We start from the raw sequence: 19,109 nt of genomic DNA, 5'->3' as shown, positions 1-19,109 counted from the left end.
AACCATGATCCGTTTATATTTTGTTGATGATCATCCATTGATACTAGAGGGATTGAGGTCCCTGCTTAGCATGGAGAAAGATATTCAGTTGGCGGGTGAAACCAGGAACGGCATCTCCTGTCTTCATTTTTTAGACCGCCACACCGCAGATGTTGTTTTACTCGATACCCTGCTGCCCGATATCAGCGGCGCCGAACTTTGCGCCTGCATAAAAAAGCGCTACCCCGATGTGGCTGTGCTGGGACTCAGCTATCATAAAAACGATACCGGGATTACCGGGATGCTGGACAGTGGCGCCAGCGGCTGTTTGATGAAGAATGCCGATAAAGCAGAGCTGTTGAAAGCCATCCGCGACGTTTATTCCGGGAGGACCTATCTCTCTGCTGAATTAAAACAGGTGTTAAAGACCGACAGCATGCTGCCGTTACATATTACCAAGCGGGAGAAGGAAGTGCTGTGGCTGATTGCTAACGGTCATACCAATCACGAAATTGCAGAAAAACTGTTTATCAGTTCTGATACGGTAGACAGTCACCGCCGTAACCTGCTAGGGAAATTCAACGCGCGGAATACCGCTATGCTGATCAAATGTGCAGTGGATAATAAAGTGCTGATTTGAGTCAGGCACAGGCATAAAATCATGGAAATAAATCACAGGCATGCAGACGGAATTTAACATCCTGTGGAAATATTTTCCTGAAAAAGACGCTAAATGCGTCATTTCCTGCTGGCATGATTTTTTCACTGTTGTAAGCAGATGTTTCAACAGGGGTGGTCTGATAACACAGATCTGAGATCAAACCCAAGCACCTGATCTGGGTAATGCCAGCGTAGGGAAAAAGAAACAACTAAGAGCTCCGGTAAACAAACCGGAGCTCTTTTATTTTACCGGGGCTGGTGGCAGCGACAACAATGGGATATGAGAATCGTACGCCAGCTTTTTGCTGATACTGCTTTTAAAAAAAGATGACAGGAAACCGGTTTTACGGGGTACTACAATGATGATGGACGTTTGATGGCGGTTGGCGTAGGAGAGAATTCCTTCTACCGTGTTATCTTCATTGATATATTCAAAATTTGCCGGGTAATTTTCGAAGATGGTATGCAAACTGGCAATCGTATCTCTCGCTTCCGCTGAATAGGTATCGTCTGTGCCCTTGGCTACATTTAACACCTGTACCGGAATGGGGAAAGCATCCAGGAATTCATATAGCTGGTGAACAGGAATGGTGGTATGATCTTTCAGGTCCGTGGTGAACACCATCGATGAGATACCCTTACCGATGATGGTATCTTTCGGAACAATTAATACCGGCACTTTGCTTTCTTCAATCATCATGGAAGTGGTGCTGCCCAGTAGTAATTTTTCCAGGCCGGAGCGGCCCGAAACCCCCATTACAATCAGATCTACCTGTTCTGTTTTACATAAATCGCTGATATAGGCCGGCAGTGAGATATCCTCCGCCATCAGGTCAATTTGTATTCCTTTGAGCGTCGGTTTCAGCCGGTCCTGTAGCAGGGCCAGGTGCTCCATGCTCTGGAGATAGAGGTCCTGGTTACTCTGCGAATTACCTATCGGCAAATCGGTGCCGCCAATAATGCTTTGATAGGCATGGTACAGGATAACCCGGTTGATCTGTAAAGGGATGGCTACTTCGGCGGCATATTCTGCTGCGCGGAAGGCATTCTCTGAAAAGTCGGTTAGTATGAGTAATGTTTTCATGGCCTTATAAGTTTGGTGCCGGTAAAAAAACTGCTAATTTCCTGCCAGTTAAAGGGTAAACAAAATTGAGCCGGGGATGTTCATTTCTGTTCCCGGAGTGTCCGTATTTGAACATTTTTTACTGCTGCTTATCCCGTGGACGGGCCATGGTACTGTACCGGTTTAAATGGCATTTTTTTTGGCTTCCCGGATGCGTATCTTTTTGCATCGTATCGCCGTAACCTTATTATTTATGATCCGTAATTATCTGAAGATTGCCTGGCGCAGCCTTTCCAGGAGTAAAATCTACTCTTTTATCAATATCATTGGGCTAACGGTGGGCATTGCCTGTTGTATTCTTATTGTGATGTATGTAAAAGATGAGTTATCGTACGATCGCTATCATCAGCACTACAACGAAATATATCGTGTATTGCAGGCTTTTCGCAGCCCTACCGGGCAGAAAGACGCGCCGCCTCCCGGGCCCCGGGAATACCAGGTATGGGGCTGTGCACCCGTTGGTCCGGCGTTGAGCGCCGATTTTCCGGAGATTAAACAGCTAACCCAGTTTACCAGCCCGGTCACCTTGCTGATGCAGTATGGCGACAAGCGCTTCCAGGAAGGCAATATACTGTTTGCTGATTCGGCTACGTTTGATATTTTCAGCTGGAGAATGTTGTACGGCAACCGGGAAACCGCTTTGAAGGCGCCTAACACTATTGTACTGACCAGGAGTATGGCAGAAAAATATTTTGGTGATACCAACCCCATAGGGCAGGTATTTAAAGCAGAATCCGATTTATCGCTGATGGTATCCGGTGTGATGGAAGATGTTCCGGCCAATTCTCATTTTACATTTTCCGCGTTGATATCGATGAGTACATTCCGGCGTTTCCGCCCGGAAATTTTTGACTGGTGGGGCTATGTTGATTTCTACACTTATTTCCTGGTGCCGGAGCATACTAATATCGCGGCGATGCAGGCTAAGGTGCCGGATTTTTTGAAGCGTTATAATCCAAAGGCAAATGCTAATACCTATACCATTGCATTTGAGCCGTTAAGAGATGCTTATCTCCGTTCGGAGGCGGGGCGTCAGCCTGGCACCACCGGTAGTTTGTCGAACGTTTACATATTTTCGCTGGTGGCAGTTTTTATCCTGTTTATTGCCGGGATCAATTTTATCAACCTGACTACAGCCCGCTCTATGGAAAGGGCGAAAGAAATTGGTGTGCGGAAAGCGGTAGGTGCGTATCAGCAGGGACTCGTTTTGCAATACCTTACAGAAGCTGTGCTGATAGCTGCTTTGGCTACGGTGTTGGCGTTGGCGTTGATACTGTTGCTTTTGCCAATGGTGCGTGAAATTTCGGGTAAACAGTTACCCTATGGAGATCTGTTTAACTGGAAGATGGCCACTGTATTGTTGCTGGCGCCGTTTTTAGTAGGCCTCCCTGCAGGTATTTACCCTGCCTGGGTATTGGCCCGTTTTAAACCGGCATTGGTGTTAAAAGGTAAATTTGAATCTTCCGGCAGAGGAATACAATTAAGAAAAGGCCTGGTGGTGTTTCAATTCACTTTGTCTATTGCATTGATAGCCTGCACGGCTATTGTCTTTTCCCAGCTGGATCATCTTCGTACCCGGAATCTTGGTTTCCGGCAGGATCAGATGCTGGTGATAGATTATGGCGGTGATGAAGCCGTCAACAAGAATATTGATGCGGTGAAAACTGCGCTGGCAGCCAATCCTGCCGTGTTGGCAGTTACCGCTTCCAGGGCGGTGCCGGGAGAATTCTTTCCGAACGGCTCAACCCAAATTGCGACCAAAAGCGGCGGTATGCAGTCTTACGACCCGGCGTTGTATGAAGTGGACTACGATTTCTTCTCCGCCTATGAAATGAAAATGGTGGCAGGTCGCGCCTATTCCCGCGATTTCCTTGCAGATACCACACACTCACTTATTATAAATGAAGCGGCGGCGCGTTTATATGGCTATGCTAATCCTGAAGAAATCATCGGGAAGAATTTTGAACAGTGGGGGCGTAAAGGTACCATTGTGGGCGTAGTAAAAGATTTTAATTATCAGTCGCTGCATAAAAAAGTAGAACCACTGGCACTCAGGATGGCGCCGTACGAGGCGTTGGGCAGGATATCGCTGCGTATCAAAGCAGATCGTTTATCCAAAATAATAGCGGAGCTGGAACGCACCTGGGCCACGCTGGAGCCTCAACGGCCTTTCCGCTATAGTTTCCTCGATCAGGCATTTAACGCGCAATATCAGCAGGATGTGCGGTTCGGACAGATATTTGCCGCATTTGGGAGTCTGACGATATTTATTGCCTGTCTTGGCTTATTTGGGCTGGCCACTTATTCCACCGAAAAGCGACTCAAAGAAATTGGTATCCGTAAAGTACTCGGTGCCTCTGTTTCTAATATCATCACCCTGTTGTCCGGTGATTTCATCAAGCTGGTACTGATAGCGATACTGATTGCCACCCCGCTGGGGTGGTGGTCGATGCATCGCTGGCTGAATGGCTTTGCTTACCGGGTGGATATTCATTGGTGGATATTCGGATTAGCGGGACTGACGGCGGTCATGATTGCTTTATTAACGGTAGGTTTCCTGGCGTTAAAAGCTGCGATGATGAACCCGGTGAGGTCACTGAAATCTGAATAGCCGGCGTGGGTAGGTTTATTAAGTTTGTAGAATCCCTTCAGCGATGAAGGGATTTTTTTTGTTTACTTTCGTTGGATATAAATGTTTTGCTATGAAACCAATTTTCTTCTGTGGCGCGCTGTTGTTATTGACCGCCTGCGATTCTACACCGGCCAAACAGGCAGCCGGAGATACCACTGCTGTAGTGAAAGATGTACAACCGGTTGAGAACGAAAAACCGGTTAAAGAAGTAACGGGCAAAGTGAAGGCGATAGTGAGTGGTAAAGATGGATATACCGCTAAAATTGTATCGGATGACGGAAAGGAATATGCAGCTACTGTGAGCCACGCTAATTTAAAGGATCCTACACAATATAGGACAGTGAAGGAAGGGGATAGGGTGACCGTGAAAGGGGATTCGTGGATGATGGGACAAGAGGAGCAGATTACGGTGAGGGAGTTGAGGTAGACGCAATGAATCGTTCAGCTGAATTTAACGATGCTGTAATAAAAAAAGTGCCCTAAAAGTCTCTGGCTTTTGGGGCACTTTTTTATTGCAGTAACATGTTTTTTGTGTGTTAAGCAGTAGGTATCTCCAGGTACTGAAGATATTTGTCCAGCATAGCTTTATCAAATACCGGTTCCGGTACGCCGGAATCCTGCATGAATTTGTCCACGTTATCGCGATGCCATACATAGGTATCCTGGTAAAGTTCTACGGTTGAAAGACCTTCATGCATATTGTCTCTGAACAGACTGGTGAGCGGGTAGAGGCGATTGGAACTGTCGTCTTCCCATTGCTTGCGCCAGTCTTTGTACGGGACAGGGTTTAGTTTGAAACCATAGAGTTGTTTTAGCCGTTCGAAGAACTGTTCGAGGGTAATATTGGTATCCGGGGAACAGATCAGGTTGAATTTTTGCCCGATAGCGTCCTGTTTTTTGGTGATGTGAACGATGGCTTTCACCATATAGTCTACTGTAATGAGGCCTTCCCGTAGTTCGCGGAGAGCGGGATAGGAGGAATACTGTATACAGTTTTTCACCAGGCTGGCCCACCACTGATAGGGTGCGCTGGCTCCGGATAGGCTATGGCACATGGCGTATCCCAGGCGGAGAGTGATAACGGGTATGCCGGCAGCAGCTGCCAGGTCAGCTGTTGCTTCCATCACCCATTTGCTTCTTACATAGCCAATGTCCTTGGAAACAGCGAGTAAATTTTGAGCGATGTCGTCTGTTTCCTTCATGATAGTTTTGTGTGTGAATACATGTCCCCAGCTATATACGGAGATAGTGGACAGGAGTGAGAGGCACTTGATTTTGCCGGTGGCGGCAAAACGAATGATCTCCCGAAGACCGTCGACATTAGGTTTCTTCATGTAAGAATACGGCTCAATAAAATTAACTGAGCTGCCGGAGTGATAGATCACTTCTACTTTGGCCGCCAGTTCCAGGTAGGTTTGTTCGGCAATACCAAGGAAGGGCTGTGAAAAGTCTCCTACTATCGGAACTATACGGCGGTGTGTATTTTCCTGTATCGGAATATGGTAGGCGGCAAATGCCTGGTTGATTTTGTCGAGCGCATGATGTTCATCCCGGGCTCTTACGAGACAATACACGATCGCGGAGGTGTTGTGCAACAGTTCCTGTAGCAGGTGGATGCCAACAAATCCGGTAGCGCCGGTAAGCAGCACTTCAGACTGTTGCAGCAGTATGTTGGTATCAAACGTTCGTTGATATTGTATGCCAGGTAACAGGTAGGCATCCTGTTGCAACGACACATAAGGTTCCACATCTTCTTCAGGGATGCCGGTTTCGCCGGTTTTAATACGGTTGTCGATCATAGCGGCCAATGTCCGCAGTTCGGGATATTGATACAGATCGCGCAGATATGTTTTTACCTGGAACCGTTCCCTGAGCTTTGTGGCCACTATGGCTACCAGCAGGGAATCACCGCCTATATCGAAGAAGTTGTCATTGTGATGGATATATGGCCTGTCAAGGATATCAGACCATATTTCTGCGATGGTACTTTCTGTTTCACTGAGTGGATCAGCAGATTCCTGGTGGTAGCTGGTTGTCTGCATAAAAATGCTGGCCAGTGCATTTTTATCAACTTTACCGTTGGCGTTTACCGGCAGCTCGTGAACGGTGATAAAGCTGCTTGGCACCATATAACCCGGGAGATCTTGTTTAAGTAGTTGCCGGGCGAGCGCAATGCCTTGTTGTTCGTTAGGATGATCCTGTACAATAAAGGCGATGAGTTGTTTTTGCTGACGGTTGTTGTCTACAGCAATGAGCGCGGCACTTTTCACGTGCGGCGCCTGTAGCAGGGCAGCCTCTATTTCACCCGGCTCTACCCGGAAGCCACGGATTTTTACCTGGTTATCGATCCTTCCCAGGAACTGTATGCTATTGTCGGGCAGGTGGCGGGCCAGATCCCCGGTGCGATACAATTTGCGGCCGGGAAGGAAAGGATGTGGCACAAACTTGCTATCAGTGAGTGCCGCATTTTTGAAGTAACCCTGCGCAATACCGTTGCCGCTGATGCAGAGTTCTCCTACAGCACCGGGCGCCAGCAGTTGCTGGTTGCTGTCGAGTATAAAAGCCTGGGTGTTGGCAATAGGCTTGCCGATGGAAGGAACATATTGTCCATCTACATCTGTCACATGCCGATAGGTGGCATATGTGGTGTATTCTGTAGGTCCGTAGTAGTCAATCAGCTGGTAGGATAATCCGTCGGTCAATACGGGTTTCATTTGTTCGCCGGCGGAAAACAGGTACTGAAGTACTGTTGTCGGTTCCTGGCGGCTGAGGCCTATTAGTTCGGTGAGCAGTACGGGAGGAGCGAAAGCGTGTGTGAGTTGGTTTTTCCGGTAAAAATCGATCAGCAGCGGAGCATGGGTTCTTTCCTCATTATCAGCAATGATGAGGGCGCCTCCCGATAGGAGTGCTGACCAACATTCCCAAACGGAGATATCGAATGCGAGCCCTGCTACGAGCGACAACCGGCTGCTGCTGTTAACGGCATATTGCTGGTTGTGCCAGGTGACCAGGTGTTGGATAGACTGGTGCGTAATCATTACGCCCTTGGGCTGACCGGTTGAACCTGAAGTGTAGATGATGTAAGCAAGGTCTGTTGGCGCCGGCATCCGGTCAGGGGCCTCAGTGGGTTGGTCCTGGAGAACGGAGAGGTTATCCAGGTAAACCACTGCGGCGTGATGCAGCTGGAAAAGCCGGGAGCCAAGCGAGAGCTGTGTGATGATCACTTTTGCCTCCACTTCATCCAGGATAAAGGCAATTCTTTTGCCAGGATAGATGGCATCCGTCGGGATGTAAGCAGCACCTGTTTTCAGGATGCCCAGCACCGCGATGACCCATTCGACAGAGCGTTCCAGGTATACCGGTACATAACTGCCCGTGGTAATCCCTTGTGCCAGCAGGTAATGTGCCAGCTGGTTGCTCTTTTCATCCAGCTCCCGGTAGGTGAGGGAATGGCCTTTGAAGGATACCGCCCTATTATCCGGGGTGCTGTCTGCCTGGTTCCTGAACAGGGAGACCAACGTTTCGCGGGAGTTGTGATCTCCGCAGGAAGTGTGTTTCAGTAGTTCGGTTAGATGTTCGCCGTCAGTGGCAGCAACATTGTCCTGTTGCCCGCAGGCATCGTGTTGGATCGCGTCCATAGAATGATGGTTTAAATTGAGGATTTAAAAAAAGGCTTCAATAAAAGATAGTTCGGAGGATAATATGGTTTGAAAGATCAGCAAAAAAGGTTTAGCTATTTGGTGGGGGACAAATTTTATCAGATGAACAAAAGGTTTTCACATGCCGGCTAATGGAAATAGTATGGTTTAAAAGATTAGAAAAAAGGTTTTAAAGGATGTATGGTTTTCAAAAAAATGAGAATAAGAAAAGTGTATTGGATTTATAACGCGGTAAAAAAAATAGCGGATATCAGGTATTCATGTTCGACTGACAACCAAGATAGTTTTTTTAATTGAAATATTATTACGGTGGAAAATTGTTTTTTTTGATGAATATTATCTTAGAGAGTGGATATGTGTGTGATACACCCGCAGGCGTCGCGTTACAGCACTGCTACCATTGAAACAGTTATCCGGGTAATTAATTACCGGCGGCAATGGGCAGTAAGGAGAATAATCCGGAGCAGGAAGATGTGGGCTACAGTGATATGCAGGACCTTAAAGATATCACTCATGAATCCTGAAAAATGCTGCCACCGCAGGAAATGAATATTTTATACAGGAGGCGCAATCGGGTGGTAATAAGTCTGCCGGTGGGCTTGCCTGTGGAGAAAGTAGCTGCCTTAAAAATATCTGATTTACAGCCACGGGAAAGTAAGATCATGGTACGTGCCAAACGAAGACTGTAGCTAGGAATATGACCTTAGAGAGCTTTTATGTGTATGCATTAATGGATTACCTGCAATGAAATGGGAAAACAACTTTTACCGGAACGAGTAATCGCCGGAAGGTTTACAAGAGGCTGTAATCCGTAGTAGGTAAATCTATTTTAAACATAAAAGTTACTAGTAATGAGTAAAACAGACAAGGAGGTAATGTTACCAGATGAATCTATTATGAGCAAAATACTGCTGATCAGGCGCAAAAGGGTAATGATCGATAAAGATCTGGCCGAGCTGTACAGCGTTCCAACAAAGCGATTGAATGAGCAGGTAAAACGTAATCTGAAACGCTTTCCGGAGGACTTTATGTTCCAGTTGACAGGGGAGGAAAAAGAAGAGGTAGTCGCAAAATGCGACCACCTTAAAAGCCTGAAGTTCTCGCCTAATCTGCCGTATGCCTTCACGGAACATGGCGCAGTAATGCTGGCTAGCGTATTGAACAGTGATCGGGCTATTGCAGTTAATATCCAGATTGTCCGCATCTTTACCCGGATGCGGGAAATGATACTAACGCATAAGGATATATTACTAAAGCTGGAACAGATGGAAAAGCGTGTATCCGGTCATGATGAGCAGATAGAGCTTGTTTTTGAATATCTGAAACAGTTGCTGAGTTCACCACAGGAGCCGCGGGTAAGGATTGGGTTTGCGCGGCACGATGGGGCGCAAGAATAGGTAGCAGTGAAGGTTCTGGCGAGATAATAGATCAATACCGAGATGAAATTGTATGAACGGGCAGTTCCAGAAAGAAACATTTATGCAACAAAGGCTCTTATTAATAAAAAACGGAAGACATTAATTAATAGTTTTATCTTGAAGTCTACCTGAATTGAATGCCGGGTTGCGGAGGAGGCTCCATATTATCCGTTGGTTGACTATCCATTGTTAATCCGCTCATGAAGTGGGAATTGGATTTGATACTGAGGTTTAATCCCCGCGAATAGATTTTTTTAGGAAAGATGGAGATAAAATATAAGCAATTGTATACCAGGTAAATCAATTTTACTATCTGAATACCGGGCGCTGTGACGAAGATCTGGAAAGCCCCCGGTTCTTTGAAGGCTTTGTTGTCGGGTATCGGGATATTTAAGTCTGCTGAAAAGTCGTTATTTATATATTTACATGGCGAAAGAACCTTTTGCAACCCGGCTTACCTCCATTTGGCTAGGAGCTATTTTTTTCTGGCTTTTGAAAGGAGGTAGAGGGAAATTAACAGACGAAATTTCAAGTCATGAAACACGGAACATGTGGACAGGTTATATTCTCTCTTTAGCTATCCTTCTATTTTTGGTGTATTTCTTTATATGAGCCACCCAACAAACCATCTTTGAGCTCTCCAACAAACCTCCGCAACCCATTCCTCCCGACCTTTGTCTAAACAAAAACAAAGAGAAATGACAAAGATTTGGTTTATCACCGGCAGCTCCCGCGGACTTGGACGCAGCCTTACCACAGCAGTACTGGCAAATGGTGATCGCGTAGCGGCAACCGCCAGAAACCCCGAACAGTTAAACGACCTGAAGGCAACTTATGGCAATCAGATCCTCCCCATACAATTGGATGTTACTGATAACGCACAGATAGAGCAGGCGGTAAAGGATGCGGTAGCGTATTTTGGCCGTATAGATGTGCTGGTAAACAATGCCGGTTTCGGTATTACCGGGGCCGCAGAGGGATATACGGAAGAACAGGTGCGTAGTCAGCTGGAAACAAACCTCTATGCGCCTATTGCTATTACCCGTGCGGTATTGCCTTATATGCGCAAACAGCGCTCCGGACGTATTTTGCAGATCAGCTCTATAGGTGGCCGGGTAGGTAATGTTGGATTATCTATGTACCAGGCGGCTAAATTTGGCTTGAGCGGTTTTACGGAAGTGGTGGCGAAAGAAGTGGCGCCGCTGGGCATATTTGTTACTGCTGTGGAGCCGGGTGGGTTCCGGACCGACTGGGGTGGTGCTTCTATGAGCTTTGCGCCGGAAGTGGAAGGATATGAAACAACGGTGGGCTGGGCTACTCAATTCCTCCGCTCAGGAAATTATGTGCCGGTAGGCGATCCTGGTAAAGCAGCTAAGGTAATGATTGAACTGGCAGCACATCCTGCGCCACCGGTACATCTGGTATTGGGCAGCGAGGCGGCGGGTATTTTAAAACATGCCGATGAAGCACGCAAGGCGGAATTTGAAAAATGGCTGCCGGTAAGCGTTTCCACAGATCATGCGGATGGAATAAATTTCCTCGATACGGAAGAAGGGAAGGCTATTATGGGCATTAAAGCCAGCTGAGATAAAAGAATTATATTGTAGTCATATGTCGAAGCAAATAGTATATTCCTGCTACGTAAACCGCTCCCGCGAGGGGGAACAGTTTGTACCGGTGCACGTGCTCAGCTACCAGATATCGGGGGCGCTCACTTTCAATGATGGCAAAAATACTTTTACAAGCCATGAGGGTGAATTCAGGTTTATCCGCAGGAACCAGCTGCTTAAATTTTTTAAGCAGCCGCCTGAAAATGGCGAGTTTAAAACCATCTCAGTATACCTCGATGAAGAAACGCTCCGCAGCTTTAGCATGGAATATGGGTATACAGCGGATAAGCCGGTGGACACAGATGTGGTCATTGAATTAAAACCCAACCCGCTGTATAAAAGCTATATGCAGTCGTTGCAGCCGTATGAGCAATTAAGTGAAACAGGCAACGAAGACTTAATGACACTGAAATTAAAAGAAGCGATCCTCATTTTGCTGAAAGCAAACCCGGAATTGAAAAATGTGCTGTTCGATTTTAGCGCACCGGGTAAACTGGACCTGGAAGCCTTTATGCAGCAGAATTTCCATTTCAATGTAGAAATGAAACGCTTTGCTTATCTGACCGGGCGCAGCCTCGCTACTTTCAAACGTGATTTCGAGAAAATATTTCATTCTTCCCCGAGCCGCTGGTTGCTGCAAAAGCGGCTGCAGGAAGCTTATTACCAGATAAAGGAGAAAGGGAGAAAGACCTCCGACGTATACCTGGAGGTAGGTTTCGAAGATCTTTCTCACTTCTCCTTTGCCTTTAAAAAAGCGTTTGGCGTGGCCCCGTCGGCATTATCCCCTTTGTCCCCCAATCGCTAAACCACCATCTACCAGGATACTTTCGCCGGTTACAAAGGAAGCCATCGGGCTGCTCAGCCATAGTACCAGTTCTGCTACCTCTTCCGGTTTTGCAAAGCGGCCAATAGGAGCATGCTTTTTAAACGGCGCCTGTAGTTCTTCCGCATTTTCGGCCGGGAAAAAACGATCAAACATCGGTGTATGAATATAACCGGGTTGTATGTTGTTGATACGGATGCCGGCGGGCGCCGCTTCTATGGCTAACGCACGGATCATGCCATCCAAACCGGCTTTGCTGGCGGAGTATACCGCAGATCCTGCGGCCGCGCCCCTGGCGAGCCAGGAAGAGGTGTTAACGATGGCGCCGCCGGTGCCCTGTTTCTTAAACTGCGCTATTTCATATTTGGCCGATAACCAAACACCTTTGAGGTTAATACCGATCACGCTGTCAAATTCTTCTTCCGGCGTTTCGTCTATCGGCGCAAAATGTCCTTCGATGCCTGCATTGTTAAAGGCGATATCCAGTTTACCGAAACGTTGTACCGTTTCCGTTATGAGTTGCTGTACTGCTTTGCTGTCAGATACATCGGCGGCTACAAAATGTACGTCGGGGCTGAGTTGTTGCAGCTGGGTGAGTGCGGCTTGTCCTTCCTTTTCCCGGCGTCCGGCGATCACTACTTTAGCGCCGTTTTTCAAAAATGCGGCTGCTGTTGCCAGACCTATGCCCGTGGTACCGCCGGTGATGAGGGCTACCTTGTCTTTTAATATCTCTTGTGCCATAGTTTTTATTTATGACACAAAGATAACGGGCATTATCTCCCTGGAATTATGCAAATCAAACAGGTAGTTATGAAATGGAAACAACCGTCTTCCGGAATTGATTAGGTGTTTGGTTTGTTTGTTTTTTGAAGAAGATGTTGAAATTGGAGGCATGCTCAAAACCAAGACAATACCCGATTTCCGCAATATCGCAGTTGCTGTGCAGGATCAGCGCTTTGGCTTCCCGGGTAATTTTTTCGGCAATCCATTCGGTGGTCGTTTTGCCGGTAGTTTCTTTCAATGCCCGGTTCAGGTGGTTGGTGTGAACAGACAGCTGTTCTGCAAATTCATTGGCATTTTTAAAACGGATCACCTGTGGCGGATCAATAGGGAACTGTCTTTCCAACAGGTCGAAGAACAACTCACTGATCCGTTGCGATGCATTGCCCGCCTGGTAGTAGGTGTCCGGCGCCTGCATTTTAAGCGCTTCGTGCATGATGATCTGTAAGTAGCTGCGCAGCAGGTCATGCTTATGGGCGTAGCCAGACTGCATTTCACGCAGCATGTTTTCAAAGATACCTTGCAGGAAACTTCCTGTTGGTGCATCGGGGAAGAAAATATGATTGCCGCCGGCCTTGAAGAGGGGAGACTGCGCCAGACCACCATTTTTTAAATTGGCGTCTATAAAGTCCTCCCGGAACAGGCAGAAATAGCCGGTTTGCTGATCCGTAGCGGGCTCCCAGGAATAAGGGATCATGGGGTTCATAAATGAAAGTGACATGTCGCCCAGATGGATGGACTTATCGGAATACGACAGGGTACCGCCTCCTTTTGTAATCAGCGATATTTTGTAGAAATCCCTTCGGTTCGACGGCAGGTTAGTAGCGCTGCACCCAAACTCCTCCAGGCGGTTTACATTAAACTGCCCCGAAGGATATTCCCTGCCATGCAATTCGAAAAACTCGTGTACGGTCTCTTTCGCTTTCATCCGGCGAAGTTATGAAATTCAAACTTAACGCTCCCTGGTAGAAAAGCAACACAGGTAAGCACCTTTTTTCTGCAACTCAGCACCATATTACCACAGTTCGTAGGGAAATAGGCGGTAAAAACCGCTGCCTGCCGCATTTTTGCAAACGACGCATCAAATACCGGCATATGAAGTTTGAAAAAGTCCATAATAAAGGGCAGGCACAGATTTTTAGTAACAGGTACCTGGAACTGTTAACAAAAACGCATCCCATCGTTATTTTTGGCATGTACCTGCCGGTGATCGGCTATATGCTGTACTATAGCAAAACAACCCTGCAGTATTCGTACTTCAGGGTTCTTTTTGTATACCTGGGCGCTGTATTCAGCTGGACCCTCTTCGAATACCTGGCCCACCGGTTTGTGTTCCATTGGGTAAGCACACACCCTATGGCCCGGAAAATTACTTATACCATGCACGGCAACCATCACGAATATCCGCGCGATAAACAACGCCTGTTTATGCCGCCCGTGCCGAGCGTGATTATCTCTTCCTTCCTTTTTGCGGTCTTTTACCTGCTAATGGGCGAAAACGCATTTGTGTTTTTTCCCGGCTTTATTTCCGGCTATTTGATGTATGGAAGCATGCACTACGCCATCCACGCCTGGGCGCCGCCATTTAAGTGGTTAAAACCGCTCTGGCGTAACCACCATTTGCACCACTACAAAAATGAAGAACTGGGTTTTGGCGTGAGCTCCACCCTCTGGGACCGCGTGTTCGGTACCATGTTCTGATACATGGCAGCATACTGCGTTATTTATCTCCCGAAGAAAAATAAAAAAGCACTATTTTAGAAGTGCTATGAAAACATTGCTGCTATTGCTTTGCGGGCTTACCCATCAGCGCGACTCGCTGCCGGACCTGCAACACCTGGACTATAAAGTAACGGCTGCCACCGAATGGAATGATTTATTTACCCGCAGCTCGGGCTGGTTTGGGGGAGATGGTATTTTCAGCATTCCCGTGAATAAACAGCACAACGACAGTACCCTGATCCTGTTCAGTGATACTATGGCGGGCGAAATCCAGGATGGTAAACTGCAACCCGGTTTTTCCATGATCCACAATTCTGTGGCGATCCTCAAAGGGAAGGAGCCGCTGGAAAAAAATATACAGTTTTACTGGAACACCGATAGCAAGGGAAACCCCGCAACCTTATTTGAACCGCATACCCCGGCAGCCGCAAAGGGCGATTATTATTGGCTGGGCGACGGTTTTGTAAACACTGCACTAAAGAATAATACCTATATTTTCGCGTATCGCATACGGAATATCAGTCAGCAGGACTTTGGATTTGCGGAAGTAGGCAATGTGCTGATTGTGCTTCCTGCCAACAGCAGGCCGCCATTTAAGGCGCAGCGGCAACTCGATACGCCGCTGTTTCTGCCGGCCGATAGCAGCGATGCCTACAGCTCCTTCGGCGCCGGCATCTTTTTAAATACAAAAGCGGCAGGCGCACCCCATCCGGATGGTTATGTGTATGTATATGGTGTAAGAGGCATGCAGAAAAAAGTACTGGTAGCAAGGGTATTGCCTGCAGAGGTAGAGCATTTCGGGAGATGGAGATTTTGGGATGGTCACCAATGGAATGCCGATATACGCCAGGCGGCGCCGGTTACCGCACAGGCCTCCAATGAATTAAGTCTTACGCCGCTGAAAGACGGGCGCTATGCGCTGGTATTCCAGGTAGATGGTATGGGCAGCGCTGTGGGGCTTCGCTTAGGAGCCACGCCAGCAGGCCCTTTCGGGCCGGTGATAAAAATATGGGAATGCCCGGAAGTAAAGGAAGATAAACATTTCTTTGTGTACAATGCCAAGGCCCACCCACGGTTATCAAAGCCGGGGGAGTTGCTGATCAGTTACAATGTCAATTCATTCGATTTTTTTAACGTGCTGCCACAACATCCTAACCTGTATCGGCCACGTTTTATCAGGTTAACTTTCCCGGAATAGGCCACCCGAACGGGTAAACGATGCCTGGTCTGCGGCAGTGGAGGAGGCAGGGGATGCCTTTGTTAACAGCTTCCTGCCACTTATCATTATCCTGCTTGAAAAAAAGTGTTCCTTTTTATATTTTGCTGCATCAGCATGCTGTCGCTGCTTTATAACAACAGATCTAATCGGCTTATGAAGAAACTACTTTTCGGGTGTGCAGCCATATTACTGGCAGCCGCCTCCTATGCCCAGGAAAACGCCCTGTGGCTGAGAAATCCCGCTATTTCGCCGGACGGTAACACCGTTGCCTTCGGCTATAAAGGAGATATTTACCGGGTGGATGTAAAAGGAGGGGTGGCCGTGCCACTCACCATCCACGAAGCGCATGATATGCTGCCGGTATGGAGCCATGATGGCAAATACATCGCTTTTGCGAGCGATCGCTATGGCAACTTCGACGTGTTTGTAATGCCGGCTTCCGGCGGTACGCCGGTACGGCTTACCAGCAACAGCGCCGGCGATTTTCCCTACGATTTTACAACAGATAACAAACAGGTGCTCTTCGGAAGCGCCAGGAACGCACCTGCAGAAAGCGTACGGTTTCCCTACCGCCTGTTCCGAAATATGTATACCGTACCGGTTACCGGTGGCCGCGCTGTATTACTCAGCGCTGCCGGTGCTGATGTAGCCCACTATAATAAGGCCGGGAACAAAATTATTTTCCAGGATAGAAAGGGCTACGAAGATCCAATGCGTAAACACCATGTATCTTCCGTTACAAGAGATATCTGGGTAATGGATATTGCCAAAGGCAGCTACGAAAAAGTGTCTGAATATGCCGGGGAAGACAGGGAGCCGGTGTTTGGCAATGGTAATGATATCTACTACCTCAGTGAAAAAGGAGGCATCTCCCAGAACCTGTTTAAAGGATCGCTGACAGATCAAGCCAGCATGCAACAGTTGACCAGCTTTTCAAAGCATCCGGTGCGTAATTTGTCTAAGGCAGATAACAACACCCTGTGCTTTACCTATAACGGTGAAATATATACGCTGAAGGAAGGGGAACAACCCCGTAAGCTGGAAGTGAGCATCTTCAACGATGGCCGAGCAGGTACTGTGAAAAATGTGCCCGTAAATGGTAATACCACCGAATTCGCTATGAGCCCCGATGGTAAGGAAATGGCTTTTGTGGCCCGGGGCGAAGTATTCGTTACCAGCGTGGAAGGCAATATTACCAAGCGCATCACCAACACGCCGCAACAGGAGAGAATGGTGCAGTGGTCGCCCGATGGTAAAAAGTTGGTTTATGCGGCAGAACGCAATGGTAACTGGGATATTTACCAGACCACCAAAGTACGTAAAGAAGAACCCTACTTTTTTGCGGCTACCCTATTGAAAGAAGAACCGGTAATAGCTACCGCAGCAGAGGAGTTCCAGCCGCTGTTTTCTCCGGATGGTAAAGAAATTGCCTTCGTGGAAAACCGTAATGTGCTGAAAGTATTTAACATCGCTTCCGGGAAAAGCCGCACCCTGCTGCCCGCAGGCAGGAACCATTCCTATTCCGACGGCGACTGGAGCTTTGAATGGAGCCCCGATGGGAAGTGGATTGTAACCGACGACTCGCACGGCTACTTCTTCATGACCAACGCCACCCTCATCCCGGCAGATGGAAAAGGAACGCCTGTAGACCCTGTCAACAGCGGCTTCGGTGAAAACAACAGCAAATGGGCCGACAATGGCAAAATGCTCACCTGGGCCAGCAGCCGCGAAGGACGTAAATCCCTCGCCCGGCAAGGCAGCCGCGAAGTAGATATCTTCGCCGTATTCTTTGACCAGGAAGCATTTGATAAATATAAACTGTCGAAAGATGAATTTAACCTGCTGAAAGAAAAAGAAGCAGCCGGTGGTAAAGCAGCGAAAGATTCTGCCCTGAAAACAAAGGATTCCACCGACAGCAAAAAAGCCTTCCAGCCGGATTTCAATAACCTGGAAAACAGGAAGGTAAAACTCACTATCAACAGCGCCAGCATCAGCGATTATGTGCTCAGCAAAGATGCCAGCAAACTGTACTACATGGCCTCTTTCGAAAAAGGATATGATCTGTGGATGACTGAACCAAGAACCGGGGAAACCAAGATCCTGGCTAAACTGGGCGGCACGCCCGGCAGCATCGCCCTCAGCAAAGATGGCAATACCATTTTTGTAAGCAACCGTGGCAGCGTGGTAAAAGTAGATGCAGGCAGCGGCAAAATAACCCCTGTGTCTATCAGCACGGAACTGTCGCTTAACCAGGACGAAGAACGTAAGTATATTTTCTGGCACGCATGGAAACAGGTGAAAGAGAAATTCTATGATCCAACCCTCCGCAACATCGACTGGAAAATGTATGGCGATAATTACGCCCGCTTTCTTCCATACATCAGCAACAACTACGACTTTGAAGAACTGCTGAGCGAATTGCTGGGAGAACTGAACGGTTCTCATACCGGTGGTCGCTTCTCACCACAGCCGGTAAACGGCGACAATACCGCATCGCTGGGATTACTGTATGATGAAAGCTCCACGGCAGACGGTCTCAAAGTAGCTGATATTATCGCCGGTGGTCCTTTTGATAAGGCCGCCAGCAAACTCAAAAAAGGTAATATCATCGAAAAGATCGACGGTGAAAATATTACGGTTAAAAGCGACTGGGCATCCATGTTAAACCGCAAAGCCGGTAGCAACGTACTGGTAAGCATCTACAACCCGGATACCAAAGTACGCTGGGAAGAAACCGTGAAACCGGTCAGCGGTGGCGAAGAAACCGCCCTGATGTACAAACGCTGGGTAAACAACACCCGCGAAATGGTAGATAAACTCAGTAACGGTAAAGTAGGGTATGTGCATGTGCAAGGTATGAACGACGCCAGCTTCCGCTCTGTATACGACGAAGTAATGGGCCGCAACCGCGACAAAAAGGCCCTGATCGTGGACACCCGCTTCAACGGCGGGGGATGGCTGCACGACGATCTGTATAATTTCCTCAGCGGTAAAAACTACCTGAAATTTGCGCCGCAGGGCGAAATGCTGAAAGGAGGAGAACCCTCCGGCCAGTGGCAGGCGCCCAGCTGCGTACTGATGAGCGAAGGAAACTACAGCGATGCATTCATCTTCCCCTATATCTATAAACAGGGCAACCTCGGTAAACTGATCGGTATGCCCGTACCAGGTACCGGTACCGCCGTATGGTGGGAAACCCAGATTGATCCAACCATGGTATTCGGTATCCCCATGATCGCTACCATCGGCAAAGAAGGTCGTCCTACAGAAAACCTACAGGTAGAACCGGATATCCGCGTGCCATTGCGCTACGAAGATTTCCTGGCCGGAAAGGACACCCAGCTGGAAGCCGCTGTGAAAGAGATGCTGGCAGAGATAAAATAAATATTATTCGTCTGGAAAAGTCCCTCTCTGAATTGTCAGAGAGGGACTTTTTTATTGCGCCAACTATTGTTAGTCTATCCGCGAAACCTTAGCTTTGAGA

General features: G+C 47.8%; 13 protein-coding genes and 1 riboswitch. Of the genes, 9 read left to right on the top strand and 4 right to left on the bottom strand.

All coding sequences use genetic code 11. From position 1 onward, the window contains the following. Nucleotides 1-4 precede the first annotated feature (4 nt). The gene (locus tag KE626_RS26785) at nt 5-619 is read left to right on the top strand and encodes a response regulator (protein ID WP_211976098.1); all 615 of its coding nucleotides are present in this window, start codon (nt 5-7) and stop codon (nt 617-619) included. Between the two features lie 138 nt (nt 620-757). Next, nucleotides 758-855: riboswitch (TPP riboswitch) on the top strand. 25 nt (nt 856-880) lie between these two features. Here KE626_RS26785 and KE626_RS26780 read toward each other — a convergent pair. After that, nucleotides 881-1,723: a universal stress protein gene (locus tag KE626_RS26780; RefSeq protein ID WP_211976097.1), complete on the bottom strand. Its 843-nt coding sequence runs from the start codon at nt 1,721-1,723 to the stop codon at nt 881-883. Nucleotides 1,724-1,955: 232 nt separating this feature from the next. Here KE626_RS26780 and KE626_RS26775 point away from each other — a divergent pair, with 232 nt between their 5' ends. Both KE626_RS26775 and KE626_RS26770 read left to right on the top strand, forming a co-directional pair. After that, on the top strand, nt 1,956-4,373 hold the full coding sequence (locus tag KE626_RS26775; RefSeq protein WP_211976096.1) for an ABC transporter permease: 2,418 nt from the start codon (nt 1,956-1,958) through the stop codon (nt 4,371-4,373). Nucleotides 4,374-4,464: 91 nt separating this feature from the next. After that, nucleotides 4,465-4,821, top strand: a complete 357-nt coding sequence (locus tag KE626_RS26770) for a hypothetical protein (RefSeq protein ID WP_211976095.1) — start codon at nt 4,465-4,467, stop codon at nt 4,819-4,821. 109 nt (nt 4,822-4,930) lie between these two features. On the opposite strand, the gene KE626_RS26765 is transcribed toward KE626_RS26770, so the two are convergent. Beyond that, the gene (locus tag KE626_RS26765; RefSeq protein ID WP_211976094.1) at nt 4,931-8,032 is read right to left on the bottom strand and encodes a non-ribosomal peptide synthetase family protein; all 3,102 of its coding nucleotides are present in this window, start codon (nt 8,030-8,032) and stop codon (nt 4,931-4,933) included. Between the two features lie 872 nt (nt 8,033-8,904). Here KE626_RS26765 and KE626_RS26760 point away from each other — a divergent pair. The 3 genes from KE626_RS26760 (at nt 8,905) to KE626_RS26750 (ending at nt 11,886) form a co-directional block, all read left to right on the top strand. Then, nucleotides 8,905-9,450 carry an ORF6N domain-containing protein gene (locus tag KE626_RS26760; protein WP_211976093.1) on the top strand — a complete coding sequence of 182 codons (546 nt, stop codon included), beginning with the start codon at nt 8,905-8,907 and terminating at the stop codon, nt 9,448-9,450. A gap of 719 nt (nt 9,451-10,169) precedes the next feature. Beyond that, complete coding sequence (locus KE626_RS26755) at nt 10,170-11,057, top strand: oxidoreductase (protein WP_211976092.1); 888 nt, start codon at nt 10,170-10,172, stop codon at nt 11,055-11,057. A 25-nt stretch (nt 11,058-11,082) separates the two neighbouring features. Next, complete coding sequence (locus KE626_RS26750; protein WP_211976091.1) at nt 11,083-11,886, top strand: helix-turn-helix domain-containing protein; 804 nt, start codon at nt 11,083-11,085, stop codon at nt 11,884-11,886. On the opposite strand, the gene KE626_RS26745 is transcribed toward KE626_RS26750, so the two are convergent. Continuing rightward, nucleotides 11,860-12,645 carry an SDR family NAD(P)-dependent oxidoreductase gene (locus KE626_RS26745; RefSeq protein ID WP_211976090.1) on the bottom strand — a complete coding sequence of 262 codons (786 nt, stop codon included), beginning with the start codon at nt 12,643-12,645 and terminating at the stop codon, nt 11,860-11,862. The genes KE626_RS26750 and KE626_RS26745 overlap by 27 nt on opposite strands. Before the next feature lie 67 nt (nt 12,646-12,712). Beyond that, nucleotides 12,713-13,612: a helix-turn-helix domain-containing protein gene (locus KE626_RS26740; protein WP_211976089.1), complete on the bottom strand. Its 900-nt coding sequence runs from the start codon at nt 13,610-13,612 to the stop codon at nt 12,713-12,715. Between the two features lie 167 nt (nt 13,613-13,779). On the opposite strand from KE626_RS26740, the gene KE626_RS26735 reads away from it, so the two are divergent. From KE626_RS26735 to KE626_RS26725, 3 genes are all read left to right on the top strand, one after another. Then, a complete protein-coding gene (locus KE626_RS26735; RefSeq protein WP_211976088.1) occupies nt 13,780-14,385 on the top strand; it encodes a sterol desaturase family protein in 606 nt (201 codons plus the stop codon). Nucleotides 14,386-14,452: 67 nt separating this feature from the next. Beyond that, a complete protein-coding gene (locus KE626_RS26730) occupies nt 14,453-15,604 on the top strand; it encodes a DUF5005 domain-containing protein (RefSeq protein ID WP_211976087.1) in 1,152 nt (383 codons plus the stop codon). Nucleotides 15,605-15,778: 174 nt separating this feature from the next. Beyond that, on the top strand, nt 15,779-19,009 hold the full coding sequence (locus KE626_RS26725; protein ID WP_211976086.1) for a S41 family peptidase: 3,231 nt from the start codon (nt 15,779-15,781) through the stop codon (nt 19,007-19,009). Nucleotides 19,010-19,109: the final 100 nt, after the last annotated feature.

This window comes from Chitinophaga hostae (genome assembly GCF_018224885.1).
Lineage (GTDB): Bacteria > Bacteroidota > Bacteroidia > Chitinophagales > Chitinophagaceae > Chitinophaga > Chitinophaga hostae.
Note: the sequence above shows the minus strand (reverse complement) of the source record. Positions and strands in the feature narration are given on the sequence as shown.

Excerpts from the sequence above, each read along its gene's own strand:
- KE626_RS26755 (WP_211976092.1), top strand. The coding sequence starts at position 10,170 with ATGACAAAGATTTGGTTTATCACCGGCAGCTCCCGCGGACTTGGACGC.
- KE626_RS26785 (WP_211976098.1), top strand. The coding sequence starts at position 5 with ATGATCCGTTTATATTTTGTTGATGATCATCCATTGATACTAGAGGGA.
- KE626_RS26725 (WP_211976086.1), top strand. The coding sequence starts at position 15,779 with ATGAAGAAACTACTTTTCGGGTGTGCAGCCATATTACTGGCAGCCGCC.
- KE626_RS26740 (WP_211976089.1), bottom strand. The coding sequence starts at position 13,612 with ATGAAAGCGAAAGAGACCGTACACGAGTTTTTCGAATTGCATGGCAGG.
- KE626_RS26735 (WP_211976088.1), top strand. The coding sequence starts at position 13,780 with ATGAAGTTTGAAAAAGTCCATAATAAAGGGCAGGCACAGATTTTTAGT.
- KE626_RS26750 (WP_211976091.1), top strand. The coding sequence starts at position 11,083 with ATGTCGAAGCAAATAGTATATTCCTGCTACGTAAACCGCTCCCGCGAG.
- KE626_RS26765 (WP_211976094.1), bottom strand. The coding sequence starts at position 8,032 with ATGGACGCGATCCAACACGATGCCTGCGGGCAACAGGACAATGTTGCT.
- KE626_RS26770 (WP_211976095.1), top strand. The coding sequence starts at position 4,465 with ATGAAACCAATTTTCTTCTGTGGCGCGCTGTTGTTATTGACCGCCTGC.
- KE626_RS26745 (WP_211976090.1), bottom strand. The coding sequence starts at position 12,645 with ATGGCACAAGAGATATTAAAAGACAAGGTAGCCCTCATCACCGGCGGT.
- KE626_RS26780 (WP_211976097.1), bottom strand. The coding sequence starts at position 1,723 with ATGAAAACATTACTCATACTAACCGACTTTTCAGAGAATGCCTTCCGC.
- KE626_RS26730 (WP_211976087.1), top strand. The coding sequence starts at position 14,453 with ATGAAAACATTGCTGCTATTGCTTTGCGGGCTTACCCATCAGCGCGAC.
- KE626_RS26760 (WP_211976093.1), top strand. The coding sequence starts at position 8,905 with ATGAGTAAAACAGACAAGGAGGTAATGTTACCAGATGAATCTATTATG.
- KE626_RS26775 (WP_211976096.1), top strand. The coding sequence starts at position 1,956 with ATGATCCGTAATTATCTGAAGATTGCCTGGCGCAGCCTTTCCAGGAGT.